Source organism: Clostridioides sp. ZZV14-6150, assembly GCF_020657875.1.
Lineage (GTDB): Bacteria > Bacillota > Clostridia > Peptostreptococcales > Peptostreptococcaceae > Clostridioides.
Window position 1 is genome coordinate 74,954 of sequence record NZ_JAGWDA010000005.1, and the last position, 15,583, is coordinate 90,536.

General features: G+C 26.6%; 13 protein-coding genes and 1 riboswitch. All 13 genes read right to left on the reverse strand.

Translation table 11 applies throughout. The features are described from left to right. Window positions 1-9 precede the first annotated feature (9 nt). The 13 genes from flgC to fliD all read right to left on the reverse strand — a co-directional run bounded on the left by flgC (window position 10) and on the right by fliD (window position 15,575). Entirely contained in the window at window positions 10-414 is a 405-nt protein-coding gene (gene flgC, locus KGF41_RS07705) for a flagellar basal body rod protein FlgC (RefSeq protein WP_227839298.1), read from the reverse strand. Window positions 415-421: 7 nt separating this feature from the next. Continuing rightward, window positions 422-739, reverse strand: a complete 318-nt coding sequence (flgB, locus tag KGF41_RS07710; protein WP_227434666.1) for a flagellar basal body rod protein FlgB — start codon at window positions 737-739, stop codon at window positions 422-424. Between the two features lie 404 nt (window positions 740-1,143). Then, window positions 1,144-1,234, reverse strand: a riboswitch (cyclic di-GMP riboswitch). Window positions 1,235-1,542: 308 nt separating this feature from the next. Beyond that, window positions 1,543-2,634, reverse strand: a complete 1,092-nt coding sequence (locus KGF41_RS07715) for a DegT/DnrJ/EryC1/StrS family aminotransferase (RefSeq protein ID WP_227839299.1) — start codon at window positions 2,632-2,634, stop codon at window positions 1,543-1,545. Window positions 2,635-2,715: 81 nt separating this feature from the next. Then, window positions 2,716-3,123 (reverse strand): sugar 3,4-ketoisomerase, encoded by a 408-nt coding sequence (locus KGF41_RS07720; RefSeq protein WP_227839300.1) that lies wholly within the window; start codon window positions 3,121-3,123, stop codon window positions 2,716-2,718. 90 nt (window positions 3,124-3,213) lie between these two features. Next, window positions 3,214-4,158, reverse strand: coding sequence for an ornithine cyclodeaminase (locus KGF41_RS07725; RefSeq protein WP_227842635.1), 945 nt, complete (start codon window positions 4,156-4,158; stop codon window positions 3,214-3,216). Window positions 4,159-4,177: 19 nt separating this feature from the next. Beyond that, entirely contained in the window at window positions 4,178-5,410 is a 1,233-nt protein-coding gene (locus KGF41_RS07730) for an ATP-grasp domain-containing protein (protein WP_227842636.1), read from the reverse strand. Between the two features lie 92 nt (window positions 5,411-5,502). Further along, the gene (locus KGF41_RS07735) at window positions 5,503-6,498 is read right to left on the reverse strand and encodes a peptidoglycan bridge formation glycyltransferase FemA/FemB family protein (RefSeq protein ID WP_227839303.1); all 996 of its coding nucleotides are present in this window, start codon (window positions 6,496-6,498) and stop codon (window positions 5,503-5,505) included. A gap of 4 nt (window positions 6,499-6,502) precedes the next feature. Further along, window positions 6,503-8,620 carry a glycosyltransferase family protein gene (locus KGF41_RS07740; protein ID WP_227839304.1) on the reverse strand — a complete coding sequence of 706 codons (2,118 nt, stop codon included), beginning with the start codon at window positions 8,618-8,620 and terminating at the stop codon, window positions 6,503-6,505. Then, complete coding sequence (locus KGF41_RS07745; protein WP_227856541.1) at window positions 8,613-10,493, reverse strand: bifunctional glycosyltransferase family 2 protein/class I SAM-dependent methyltransferase; 1,881 nt, start codon at window positions 10,491-10,493, stop codon at window positions 8,613-8,615. Before KGF41_RS07745 ends, KGF41_RS07740 begins: the two co-directional genes overlap by 8 nt. Beyond that, on the reverse strand, window positions 10,471-12,648 hold the full coding sequence (locus KGF41_RS07750; RefSeq protein ID WP_227856542.1) for a glycosyltransferase: 2,178 nt from the start codon (window positions 12,646-12,648) through the stop codon (window positions 10,471-10,473). Before KGF41_RS07750 ends, KGF41_RS07745 begins: the two co-directional genes overlap by 23 nt. 91 nt (window positions 12,649-12,739) lie before the next feature. Further along, window positions 12,740-13,612 carry a flagellin gene (locus KGF41_RS07755; protein WP_227842639.1) on the reverse strand — a complete coding sequence of 291 codons (873 nt, stop codon included), beginning with the start codon at window positions 13,610-13,612 and terminating at the stop codon, window positions 12,740-12,742. 101 nt (window positions 13,613-13,713) lie between these two features. Beyond that, entirely contained in the window at window positions 13,714-14,049 is a 336-nt protein-coding gene (locus KGF41_RS07760) for a flagellar protein FliT (RefSeq protein WP_227842640.1), read from the reverse strand. A 2-nt stretch (window positions 14,050-14,051) separates the two neighbouring features. After that, the gene (gene fliD, locus KGF41_RS07765) at window positions 14,052-15,575 is read right to left on the reverse strand and encodes a flagellar filament capping protein FliD (protein WP_227842641.1); all 1,524 of its coding nucleotides are present in this window, start codon (window positions 15,573-15,575) and stop codon (window positions 14,052-14,054) included. Window positions 15,576-15,583: the final 8 nt, after the last annotated feature.

A 15,583-nucleotide genomic window follows, 5' to 3' on the forward strand; every position in this document is an offset into this window, starting at 1 on the left:
AATTTATCCCTACTTTCCTATTTCCAGTGCTTTTGCTATCATAGACTTCTGAGCATTTAATGTATCTATATTAGACTCATATGCTCGTGAAGCAGTTATTAAGTCTGTCATCTCAACTAATATATTTACGTTTGGATATTCTACATATCCATTTGGCTTTGCATCTGGGTGAGATGGGTCGTATACTTCTTTAAGAGGTGATTTGTCATCTTCAACAGATGTGACTTTTACTCCTAACATACCTAATTTATTATCATAATTTTCTTCAAATGATACAATTTTTCTTCTATATGCTTCTCCATTTGGACCTCTTGTAGCATTTATATTAGCTACATTTGATGATATGATATCCATTTTTAAACTTTCTGCTGTTAATCCACTAGCAGAGATTCTCATCCCACTGAACACACTCATCTTCTAATTACCTCCCACTTATTATTGATTTTGTCATTGCTATTTTACCATTTGCAAAACCTATCAAAGCATTATATTGTAATGTTGTCATTGCTTGATTTACTTTTTCTTCTTCTATATCCACATTATTGCCATCCACTCTTAAACCTTTAGAATTATCTGTTTTTTCTTCTATTTTAGGCATGGCATCATTTAATGTTTCTTCAAAAGTTACATAGTGTTTCTTATAGCCTTCAGTATTTATATTTGCTATATTATTTGCTATTGCCTGACTTCTTAAATTAGTTGCATCTAATCCCATTTTTATAATGTCATATGTATTCATACTCACTCCTCCTCAAAATATATTTATCTACTATATTTAGTGATTAAAATTGAAGTTACTATATTACAAAAAATGACTTCTTTACCCATCTAAATTTATTACATTTCTATTATATTTAATATAACGATTTATTTTTTAGTAAGAAAACAAATCTTTTTTTAATTAACCTCAATGAAAATAAAAAAAAATTTTAATATGTATTTAAATATTTCTTCGTAAAGTTGCTCTTTTTTGTAAAATAGCGACTTTTCTAGATAGTCTATCTTTATTTTTACTTATAGTTGGTAAAATATGTTATCATTTGTATTTTCTACTGTAATAAAGTGAACTTTAGCAACAAAATGACTGCCAAAAAGGCAGTCATTTTCGACTAATTCTGCGTATACAGTATACTTAGTATTCTTTTTGGCAACTGGCTGACATAGTTCGTATATACAAACCTTAGCCCCTATAGCTTTGCGTCACTAGATTTATCTAGTTTTGCCTATTTAGTTTTAATTTAAGTATACAATAAATAACAATTTTTTTAAATATTTTTTTTATGTATACTTAAATATTTTATTTTAAAAACTTAGTTATTATTAATTATACAGATTATAAATACTATATTCTACAATTTTATAATAAATTGTCTGAAAATATTTTTATTTTAGAAAAATATAAGACAAATCTCATCTTCATTCTATATTTTTCCATATATTTCAATTTTATTTATGTAATCTATCAGTATCTAAAAATATCAATTAACGAATCTTAAATAAACTATACATAAAAAATTTATTTATGGTATTATTACAATTAATTTAATATTCATTTATAATTTTAATTACATAACTAACTTCTTCATCTTTCATGCCGACAAATAAAGGTATACTAACAACTTTATTTGAATAATTTTCAGCTATATTAAAACTACCCTTTTTATATCCCAAATAAGCATATGCTTCAGATAGATGAGGCGGTATAGGATAATGTATTATAGACTCTATACCATTTTTCTTTAAGTATTCCATAAATGTCTCTCGTTTTTCAACTTGTAAAACAAATAAATGCCATACATGTGTACAGTTCTTTTCTATTTTTGGAAGTATAACTTTTGAATTGTTAATTTCATTAAGATATCTATGTACGATTTTTGACTTTTCATTTTCAATTTCATTAATATATTTAAGTTTTACTCTTAACAAACCTGCCTGAATTTCATCCAATCTTGAATTATATCCAACAAATTTATTATGATATCTCTTTTCCGAACCATAATTTCTAAGCACTTTCACTTTATCAGCTATTTCTTTATTACTCGTTACTATAGCACCTGCATCTCCAAATGCACCTAAATTTTTACTTGGATAAAAGCTAAAACATCCTACGTCTCCAAATGTCCCTGTCATTTTTCCATCATATTTAGCTCCATGAGATTGAGCACAATCTTCAATTAAATACAAATTATATTTTTTACATAATTCTTGTATCTCTTTCATTTTACTTGCCTGACCATATAAATGTACTACTAATATAGCTTTTGTCTTACTGTTTATCTTTTTTTCTATCTTAGATGAATCTATATTATAATACTCATTTGGTTCTACAAATACTGGATTTGCTCCATTTATACTAATTCCCATAACACTAGCAATATATGTATTTGATTGCACTATTACTTCATCGCCTTTACCTATCCCTAATGCTCTAAATGCAATTATCAGTGAATCTAAACCACTAGCTAAACCTACACAATATTTGCTACCTACATATCTAGCAAATTCTTCTTCAAAGTACTTTACTTCATTTCCAAGGATATAATATCCACTTTCCATTACATCCATAACCTTTTTTTCATATTCTTCTTTATGGATTTTAAATTGTTCTAATAAATTATTAAACTTAACTAACATAAAGTTACATCCTTACCTATCTATTATCTATGTAGCTATGCTAAATTTATTTAATTAAGAAAATATCTGTCTGCATAGTAACTAGATAATATCTATATATTTTAAAAACTCTTCATAATCTCTGATATACTCATCTTCATTATAATGTTCAGAAGCTATTGAAATTAAAACAGTTTTCTCATCAAAATCAAACATTTCACGCCATACCCCAGGTCCTATATACAGTCCCACATCATTTTTGTTTAGAACAATGGTTGTATCTCTAACACCATCATAACATTTTATCTTAACACTTCCATTTAGGCAAACTAACACTTGCTCTAAAGTTTTATGAGCATGAAAACCTCTCTTTACACCATGTGGTACCCCATATATGTAATACACTCTCTTTATATCAAAAGGTATAACCTTATTTGATTCTAATGCAATTAAACTTCCTACGTCCTCACTTCCAATAGATTCAAACTTAATTAAATTGTACTTTTCCATAAATCTCCCTACCCTGTTTATAATAACTTTTTAATAAGATATTACTTCATATTTTAATTTACAATAAATTCTTGTTAATAAAAAAATATACTACATCCAATATTTTTCCTTTGGTTCTTTTAAGTCTATATCCTCACAATTCAGAGTTTCACATAGTTCATAGATTTTACTTGCAAATAATATATCATGTATTGATAAACCTATATTGTAAGATACTATTCTTTCATCATCATTTTCTCTTCCTTGTGATTGTTTACTTAAAACATCATGAAACTCACATGAATACTTGTATTTATCTATATTTTCTAGATGTTTCAAATGATTATAATCATCTAAATATACTTTATCAAATAAATAATCTACATTTCCAAAACCCATAACATGTACAGGTAATAGTAATGCACCTTTTTTAAACCATTCAAATTCTGAAAGATATTCATCTGTATATGTAACAGTTGAAATTACCACATCTGAATCTACAATAAGTTCTTTATGTGTATCACATATATTAAAACTAAACTGGTCATTATCCTTATATTTTTGTACAAACAACTCTGCCTGGTCTTTATATCTAAACAACTTTATATTTATATTCCTATTTTTAAGGGTATATAAAAGCATATTCATTATAGAAGAAGCAGTTACTCCTAGCCCCATAATAGCAATAGTATTAAAGTCTTTTTTAGCAAAAGTATCAATCGCTAAAGCAACCACAGCAGCAGTTCTAAAGGCTGTAATATAATTACCATCTAAAATGGCTTTTAGTTTAGCATTGTTCATATCATATAGAAATATATCTGAATTTAAACTTGGATTTCTTCCTGGCAATCTTGTAACCATTTTTATTCCACCAATCATATGATTATGATTTAAAGATGGCATTACATTGTAAAATACATGCCCTTGTTCTACCATACTTATTTTTGGTGGTAATTGACAATCTTTTTTTGTCAGAAATGATTCTTTTATCCACTCATATCCTTGCCTTTGAGAGATATTTAATGACATAATTTGCTCATGAGTTATTAACTTCATACATACCATGCTCCCTTATTTAAAAATTTTCTATCATATTCTCATTATTCTCATCAAGTATTTCTATCATTTCATGAATATATTTTTTCTTTATATTGGCATCAAATATATTATTTGCTATTCCATAAATCCTTCCACAATCTTGCCTCTCGTCTTCATATAACTCTATTGTATCTCCCTCTTTTACAAGCAACAAAATTTGAGTTACATAATCTAAGTTTTCTATTTTATCTATATTATTTATCTTCTTTATTGTTCCAGGTCTTATGTATATTGGTAATGCGTATACACACTTTGATAAATGCATATTATATTTTTTTATTTCATTAAAATCGATGTCATTATTCACACTAAAATTTGCAAATAGCCTTCCTATATCTAGATCTGTTATATGTGAAATTGCCAAATAATCACATCCTCCAGGTAATCTTGGCATAACTTCAGACACCTTTATTCCATCTGCACCCACTAGCATCTGAACATAAAATGGTCCATTCTTTATATTAAAAGCCTCTGTTATCTTTTGATATATCGACTTTATTTCTTCTTCATACTGAAAACAATACTTTGATGGATATAGTAATCTGTCTGGTTTTCCAGCTCTCCCTACATGTATATTTACAAGCTCTCTATCTCCGATATAAAATACATGTGACTCTCCATTGTAAACCCAAGCTAGTCCTTGTATTTCCTCACTTTCATAAAATTCCTCAATTATTACTTGTCCATTTTGTGAGATTTCCCTAGAATATTCAAATTTTTCTATTAACTCCTCCACATTTGATACAAAATATACACCTCTTGAACCATAACCATCAACAGGTTTTATTACAAGCGGAAAATTTAACCCTTGTATTTTTTCTAAATCTTTTAAACTTTCAAGAATACAATAATCAGTTGTAGGTATTCCATTGTTTTTAAAATATTTTTTCATAACAGCCTTATTAGTTACAGACTCAAGTTGATTGCAAGAAATCACACATGGTAAATTTAATTCATTTGCAATATAAACATATGGTTTCATTAAAGAATCTGTAAATCCAGTCAAAATTCCATCTATCTTTTTATCTATGGCTATATTTTTTATTTTATCAAAATCAAATACATCAACATCTATTGCTTCATCACAAACTTCTTTTGCAGGAGTATCAATTCTATTATCACAAACAATTGTGTATATTCCTTCTTTTTTAGCTGACATAACAATATTCTCAAAATACTTAATTGAGCCTAAAATCATTAATCTTTTCATATACAAACCTTCTTTATAAGTTAATTATTTTTCTGTAAAAGTTAAAATACTATAGATTTACTACAATCAAGAAATTCTATAAAGTATAAGTATTACTTATTTATATTTTTATAATATGTCCTATTGCAAACAGCACTTGAACCAAAACCTTCTTTAAATATAGCCAAACCTTCATCTAAATATTTTCCTCTATTTAGAGTACTAATTCCAAATGAAAAATATTTAAAGTTTCTATCTGAGGCATTTTTAATCAGATTATAGTTTAAAAATATCATTGGATAATATTTATTATATGCTGAATTTGATGCTAAGTATTGAGTATGGTAAACTCTTCCTTGAAAGTTAAATACCATACTACCACAAATCATAATATCACCAATATATACTGCATAAAATTCTACAATGTCTTTTAATCTATTATTTTTAAAGTCCAATAGTTCTTCTATTGAATGTATCAATTTAGCCCCTTTTCTATCTAAACAGTTAGATAATAATTCAAAAAAAGAGATTACATCTTTATCATCATACACTCTCTTAAAAATAAGATTGTTCTTTAAAGAATATTTAAAATCTCTTCTTTTACTATAACTAAAGTTACTTAATATATCTTCTTTATACTTATTTAGTTCTAAAAACATACTTAATTCATCATAAAACATATAACCATTCTTAAATAGAAAATACTCTAACAATGAAGCATCCTCTTTCCAAAATATTCTCGATGCATTTTTTAGAAATACTTTATTAAAATTTTCTTCTTGTAAATATAATTCTACTGTACTTGTAATAGCTTTTACATGCTTTATATCATTGAAATCATGACCTATTAAAATACCACCAAAGGTGCTACCTAAATGAGAAAAAAATATTTTTTCATCATTTTCATAAACTTCACATGCAGGTACAACTGCTATTATCTCTTTACCTTTATATATCATTAGTGAATGGTCAGAAAATTTGTCTTCTTTATGATAATTAATGAAATTTCGAGTTTGAAGGAATGTCCCATTTATAGATTTATTTTCTACAAAATAATCCCAATCCTCCTGAAAAAAATTTTCAAATTGTTTGATACAGATATTGTACATTTTATCACCTATAACTCTTTTTATTTTCTACTATATGACCATATAAGGCTACAAATAATTGATAGTTTTCAATTTCATCATTTTTATGTAAATTATACTTAACCTTATGATAATTAGCTTCATTATATATTTTGTCTATATAACTTTTTATTTCAACACAGTGTTTATCTATAACAAAATGTTTTATTTCTGATTGTTTTTCTTTTAGCTCATTCCTATCAAATTCATTAGTGTTATATCTTTTTATCATATCTATAACCTCTTTGATATTATTATAATCAAACTTATCTATAAAATCCCACATATTTGTAAAAATTGGTGAAACTTCGTTTTTGAATTTAACAGGAATTAAATCATATAAAATTGCATCTAATTTTGAAATATGACTTCCTACCATAAAAGATTCTAGATATATATCTGAGATTTTATAAAAATCATCTATCTCTTCCATAGTTCCAAAGCATAAAACTCTATCATTTGTAACACTATTTAATGTTTTCCAATAGATATTATTTGTATCAACTCCTACAACAATAATAATCGTGTCATCCGTATTTTCGATTATCATTTTAGCAATTTTAAAATAATTAATATCATTTACACTATTATACTTTCTTTCACTAGCAATAGTTAAAATTATTGTTACATCATCATCCAAATCATACTGCTTTCTAATTTCAGATTTTGAAAACAATTCTTTTTCTTTTAGTGGAATTGGTAATATTTCAGACTTCTCTATACCTCTTTTATTCAATGTAACTAATTGACTAACTTCACTAAAATCAATAACAACATCCGCAATACTTGCACCTAGCCAAAAAGCACTATCATAATGGTTAACATATAAAATAGGTATTTTCCCATCAATTCCAAAAGCTAGAACAGGTATTGTGTCCCACATATGAATATATAAAATAACTATATCAGCCCAATCGTAAGCTATTGTTCTTAAAGCTACAGCCCTTTCTAAATAGTCATCTGAAATTGAATCCAAAGATATAATTTCACCACCACTATCATTTACTGATTTTAATAACCAATCTGGCAATGTCTTTGATTGCCATGTAGTTACAATTGAATGAACAGAATCTTTATCACTATTGATCCAATTTTTAACTACTTTTGTATGACCACCTGTTGAGTATACTTCACTTAAAACATGTAATACTCTCTTTCTTTTGAAATCTTTTTTCTTAAATAATTTTATATTATTTACTTTTGGTAAATTATTGGCACATTCTAATAATGCCTTTTCACATTTTTCACAGGAATACAAACCAGTGTGATTAAAAACAGAAAAACGAGCAACTTTAGAAACAATGTCTAAAACAGTTCTATAATTCTTTAGTTTTAATTCTCTCTCAAGTTCATCTTTCATACAATCCACTACATACTTATTACTCTTAAGTATGGTACTTGCTTTATTCTTATCAAATTCATAAAAATTTTCTCTATGTAAATCAAGTTCTATGTACTCTTTTACAAATTTTATCCTATATTCATCATAGCCATTACTTATATTTGCTATCCCAGAATCATGCATACACCAAGGTTTATCTTGCTTTGGTATAATAACTTTATAGTTATTTTGATTGAATTCCATACTTTGTGACAAATCATAAAAATGCCATCCATCAAATTTATCTTCTCGCCATAATATATCATACTGAGTAATCATAATTAATCCATCTATAGCCATGACTGTATCAAAATCTCCTTCAAAGCTATTAAATTCATAAATATCCATTCTACCTGTATGACTATCATATACTTTTCCCACTTTATTATCAGAATCCCACCAAACTCCACTTACAGGTATGTCTTTCACTCCAGCTACACCAATCATTCCTACATCAATATTTTTATTAAATATATCTAAAATATCATATATAAAGTTTTTATTAATTATAAATGTATCTTGATGTAAATATACCTTATATTTAGCATCTACTTCTCTCATAGCTTTATTATAAGCAGATGCAATTGAATTAGCTCCTCTCAAAGCAATTGTTTCTATACTAAAATCTTTTGGAATATCTAAACTATTTATATATACAAGGCATTCCTCATAAAGTCTTTCATCATTTACACAGGTTATAAAACATATCTTTTCATTATTCATATTTCTTTCTTCCTTCAATAAAATAAAGTATATCTTGTATATCACTTTCACTCTGTACTTTCTCACTACTATTCTTAATTAAGTCATAAGCAATTTCAAATTCTTTTAAATCACACAATACAGTAGTTATATTGTATATTGTGTCAATATTATCTCTATCTATATTTAAAGCCATCATAAACATACTTATACTAAAATCACCCAGACCTCTATTAAATGCCTCAGCACCCAATCTATTTAGTATAGTTGTCTTATTTATTGAAAACATATCAACTAAATATTCAATATCATCAATAAAACATTGTTCAGTTATATTATAATTGTCAAATATATAACTTAAATTATCATCCACATCTAACTCATTATCAATTCTCATTAAAGCATATTTTAAATTAACCATACTAACGCTAGAATATCTTCTAGTATCTGCACAATTAGAAGCTTTTACTATATATTGATAACACTCATATTGTTCTCTCATATTTTCATGGCTTTCTTTACACATTGTATCGATGAATCTATTGTCATCCTCTGAAATCCTCATTCTAGTAGCACAAACACTATCTATTGTGTAATTACTATCATTAAACATTCTTATTATCTCATTTAATGTAAAAAATCTTAAGTGAGTCCTATCCAAAATTCCTGAATCAGTATATGTAAAATTACCTTGTACAATGTTTCTTAAAACGGATACATGCATAATATTTGGTATACTTGATATCAAATAACCATCCTTCTTTAGATATCTCTTTAGGTCATTGACTATCTTCCATGGATTAACTAAATGTTCAAGTACATCTCCCAATATTATATAATCGAAGAAATTTTTATTATAATCTAATTGTACTTTTTCTATATCTGCTATCAGTACCTCTCCAGTATTTTTTGCTAATTTACCTGCTGACTCACTTATTTCTATTCCATATATGGATGAATTTTTATATATATTTTTTATTTCTAAAAGAGTAGCTCCTACACCACAACCTATTTCTAAAACATTAATATTTTTCTCTACATTACAATCTATTTCAGAAATTAAGTCAGTTCGTATCATTCCACTGTATTCTGGATTAAAGCCCCATTTAGTCTCAAATTTTCTTCTATTAATATCCATTATATCTGTGTATTTATTACGATTTTCTTTAAAAGATACACTTCCAAAATGGTGTATAAAAGTATCCTGGCATAATAATAATTTGTATCCTTCTTCTAACATTCTAAAAGATAAATCATCATCTTCAAAATTTCCAGGTGTAAATAGCTCATCTAAAACACCTACATTATCTACTACAGATTTCTTTATTAACATACAAAAACCAACTAATTTAACTCTATATTTCCATGAATTGATGTTAGATTTATTTATTTCTTGAGCAAATATAAACATATCCTCAATTGATTTGTAATCCACATCAATTTGTTGATAATATGAGCATGCATTTGTTATTGGACCCACAGCTCCTATATTATCTTGTGACCATAAAGCTTTGTTCAAATTATAAAGCCAATTAGGAGTAACTATTACATCATTATTTAATAATAATATGTTTTCACCCTTAGCTAACTCAATACCTTGGTTGCACCCTTTTGGAAACCCTAAGTTTTTATTATTATATACAGATTTTATATCCGATTGTTCCTTTAGCCAATCCACTGTTCCATCAGAAGAGTTATTGTCAATTATTATTATTTCATATTTATTCTTTGGGGTAAATTTTCTAATACTTTCAATACATAATTTGGTATATTCTATTTGATTATATGTCAATATTATTATGCTTGTAAATTTTATATCTTCATTTGCACATGTATATTGCCAATCTTTTATTGTATTTTTAGATTTTTCATTAACTGTTATTGGTATGCTCATTCTCTAAGTCTCCTATTTTTAAATTTTTTAGGTATTCTATATTATATATGGTATCTTCATTTTCTACATCTAATGATAACGCCTTTTTTAACATAAAATCAGCTTTCTCAAGTTTATTTTCAAGCATATATAAAATCCCTTTTATATTTAAAATTTTGACATCATCTACAAATGTTTTTGAATAGTCTTCTACCAATAATTTCGCATCATTTATTTTGCCATTTTCAATCATATTTTCTATACTAATAATAAAGCTATCTTTTAATTCTTTAAATTCTTGACTTTCTTTTATATTTTCTTCTAATTCATTTATAAGTATTTTTATTATTTTGTTATAAAAAGGATATTCATTTAGTAATTTACTCATATTATTTATATATTCTAATTTTTCATTAGCATCATTTATTTTATTCTTAGTATCAAGTAGATTCTTAAATTCTATAGTAAATTTATCTAAATCATTACACACAAACTTTATTAATTCAAAATCACTTAGATTACTATATATGTATTTTATGTATTTATAAGAGTACATTATATAAAGATAAAAAATATCCTTATACTTTTCATCACTTAAACTAATATTTTCTAAAACTACTTTCGATATAACTTTATATACTCTTATCTTTTCTATTTCTGATGTGTTTGGACGACTAATTATGTACTTATATAATTCTAAATTAAAACTTCTTTCCAATGCTAAAAGATATTTTAGATATTTCTCTATCCAAACATATTCCATATCATAAAAAATATCTAGTAAATCAATTTTTTCTTCAAAAGCTATTTTTATAATACATGCATAAATTATTTCTTTCTCTTCATTTAGTATTTCTTTGCATGTATCTACAGATACATGTTTATTTGTTCTTATCTGATTTAAAAGTCCATAATTACCTTCAATATCACAAAAGCTTTTATATACAGCCTCTTTTTCATCATCTTTTATATTATTTATAAATTCTTCTATGTTTCTATAAAAACTATTTCTTTCAACTTTAGAATTTGAAATTTCCTTATAATAGTTTTTTATATCTTCAAATCTATTCAATTTATATAAGGACATAAATAAGCTAAAATACACATTCTTCTTTTTTTCTATATCTTCAATATTATTGTATTCTGAAACTAGAGACTCATATTTTTCAAGTTTATAATAGACCTTTATCAGTGTGATAACAGCTTCATCTCTAAGCCCTACAGTATCAGTATCAGAAAATAAACTATTTGCTTGTGTACTTATTTCATAATTATCTAATAAATAAAGATATCTTTTATACGAATCTATACTATTCTCATATTTACCTAAATCCACTTGTGCTTGTGCAATATAATAATATATATCAATATTATTCATGTCTTTTTTAATATACTTTAAACATAATTTTTCACACTTCTTATGTTTTCCTAAATATAAATATGTTTTTACAAGGCTTGTTATCAAGTAACCAGGTGCCGATTCTAGTTTAGAGTATAATTCATAAGACTTCTCAAGATAATCTAAAGCCTCTTGATATTTTCCTAATATAATAAAATTTTTTCCTAATTGATAATTTATATATGGAGAGCTCTCATTCTCTTTTAACTCTTCAAATAATAATTTTTCATTTCTTTTTACTTTGTTTAACCTTATTTCTTCATCTTCAAACAAATATCCATAATGTTCAAAGTCCGCAACATTATTAAATATAGGATTTTTGTACATTGGTTGTTCATGCACTTTACCATGGTATTTAAAATCAACATTTTTAAAAAGTCTCAGTACTGAACAATATCCATATGATTTTTTATCATATGAGTAAAGATTTTTTAATTGTATAGAGGCAGAGTTAAATTTTTTATCAAGTCCATCTTTAAAAAATCTTACAATAGTTGAAGAATCAATTAATATTTCATCTGCATCTAATATAAGTAACCATTCACCCTTGGCATAGGATATTGATATGTTTCTCATACTAGAAAAATCATTATTCCAATTATGAAAATATACATTCTCTGTGTATTTTCTAGATATTTTTATAGTATCATCTGTAGAACCTGTATCAATTATTATAAGTTCACTATCTATAGAATCTCTTAATTTGGTTAATGATTTTAAAGTTTTTTCAAGTATCTTTTCTTCATTTTTGACAATCATAACTATACTAAGTAACATATATATTTTCCTTTCAAAGCTATATTTTCTAAAAAAGAAAAGAGTAAAGCAAAGCCCTACTCTTCTTCTCTATCCAATATACAAAATTATTTTATCCTAATAATTGTAAAACTCCTTGTGGCTGTTGATTAGCTTGAGCAAGCATTGATTGTGATGCTTGAACTAATATATTCATTTTAGATAAGTTAACCATCTCTGAAGCAACATCTGTATCTCTTATTCTTGATTCAGCTGCTGTAACATTTTCTACAGTATTATTTAAGTTGTTTTGAGTTGATTCTAGTCTGTTTTGTTGTGCCCCTAATTTTGCTCTTGATGTATTTAGATCTTTAAGAGCTACATCTAAGCTAGATACCATTTGTTTAGCTGCATCTGTTCCAGAAGCTCCATCCACATTCATACTTGCTATTGTAGAACTTGTTATTCCAGCTTTGCTCATTATACTTGCAGTATTTACTAATGCAACTTTTATTTCATTGTTGTTATTAGTTGTACCTGAAACGTTTGTTCCATAATTAGCTCCAACTTGTAATCTTATCTCTGTTGAACTTCCATCAAGTAACTTCTTACCATTAAACTCTATTGCACTTGATATTCTTTCAACTTCGTCTTTTAATTGTGATAACTCATCTGCTATCTTTTGTCTTTCTTCAACAGTATTAGTTTCATTTGAAGATTGTAATGATAAAGTTCTCATTCTTTGTAATATGTTTCCAGTTTCTTCTAATGCACCCTCTGCTGTTTGTACAACAGATATACCATCTTGAACGTTTCTTCCTGCTTGGTCTAGACCTTTTATTTGAGCTCTCATTTTCTCAGATATTGCAAGTCCTGCAGCATCATCAGCAGCTCTCTTTATTCTAACTCCAGAAGATAACTTCTCCATAGATTTACTTTGTGCACTTACGTTTCTTCCCATTTGATTGTTTGCTATTAAAGCACTTACATTTGTATTAACTCTCATTATTTTACCCTCCTTAGTATAGTTGACATCCTTGTCATTTCTACTTTTAACTTTTTATATTAATTCTTCATTTATATAATCGGACAAGTTAACCTATAACTTTATACTTTTTTATTAAAAATATTTACTTTTTCTCTATTTAAGCTATAATACATTGTGTTTACTTGCTTAGTAAGCTTGTACTCATGTAACTCTTTTTTTACTTCTGACAATTGTTCTTGTAAAGAGTTTCTTATTCTATCATCAATTGCAATTAATTCCATATCATTATAAAGTTGTATGAAATCATTTTTATCCACTTCACTTATACTGTTTATAATATTGTGTCTATCATTTAATCTATTACTTATATTTTTATACTCCTCTTTTTCAATCAATTTTATAATCTGTAAAGATATATCTTTATATAAATTTATTTTTTCTTCTAATTTATCCATAACTAATTACCTTGTGCTTGTGAGAAATAGTTCATTTGAGAATTATATTGATTTAATAAAGACTCCAAAGCTGAATATTTAGCATAAAGTCTTTTCTCTTTATCATTCATTTTGTCAACTAGTCTATTTATATTTCTTTCCTGTTCTGCAATTTGTTTTGAATATACATTTTCACTAGCAGAAGCAGTTTTCTCTATACCTGCTTTTTTAGTCAATTTAGAAACTGAACTTCCAGTATAATCATATACAATATCTTTCAGCCTTTCAAACATTCCTTTATCATCATAATTTGAAGAATAACCCGCTAGTGTCTTGTATACTTTATCACTATCATCTATAAGAGCCTTTGAAAAAGCATCTGCATCAAATGATATTTGACCTTTTTTGTTGTAATTTTCACTTTCATTGATTCCTAGTTTTCTTAAAGTAGTAATATTTTTTCCATCTCCAAAAAATGCAGACCTAATATCTTCAACAAAAGCTCTTAACTCATCATCATTTCTAAGTATACCTTCTTTAGCTTTCTTTTCCCATTTTTCTATTTCTTCAGTTGTCATATCTTCTTTTTGGTCATCTGTAAGAGGCGGATAATCTTTTGGTTTTTTGGTAGTAACTAAACTATAGACCTTGTCCATCAATTTATTATAATCATCCACAAATGCCTTCATATTTTTAGTGGCTTCTTCAGTATCAGTAACAGAAGTCAGCTTTGCAGTTCCTTTTGAATTTACATTATAGTCAATATTATCTATATTAAATGAATTCTGTTCTTTACTTATATGTGTTACTCTTCCATGTTCATCAGTTACATCAGCTTCTAGATTTTTTCCATATACACTTGCCACTTTATTCCCACCAGCATCAGTTGCAAATGTGATACCATTATCATTAGCTATTTGCTGAGCTAAATTGTCATTTCCACTTACTTTTAAATCAATGTTTGATGACGAACCAGTCTGTTTTCTTGAAATAATCAGTTCACCTGTCATCTCACTATAAGAAGCCTTTATATCATTATCTGCACAAAGTGAGTTTATCTTACTTACAATAGTACTTGTAGTATCTTGTTCAGATATTGGTATATTTACGTCTCCTATAGTTAAAGAACTAGCTCCATTAGCATTTGGTGGAAACTGTTGAACAAGAGGAGTACTTGCGTTTAATTTAATAGTCACTTTTGCTGGTTCAGCCATTTGAGAAACTGCAAATTGGTAATTTATTTTATTTGCACCAGCTGAGCCTTTTGCTACTATAATACTTTCATCAGAACTATTTATTCTTGTAGCAGAATATGAGTTTTTATTTATTATACTGTTAGGAGAATCTATATTTAGATACTTAGCATAAAGATCTCTTGATTCTTGTATAACATTTCTATATATTTCTTGTTTCCATTTAACGATTTGTTGAGCCTGTTTTGCTTTATCAACTTTTTCCTTATCTCTAATCATACTAGCTTCTATTATACCTTCCATATCAAAATTTCCTGAAAGGCCTGTAACTCTTATAGGACTTATACTTGACATATATTTAT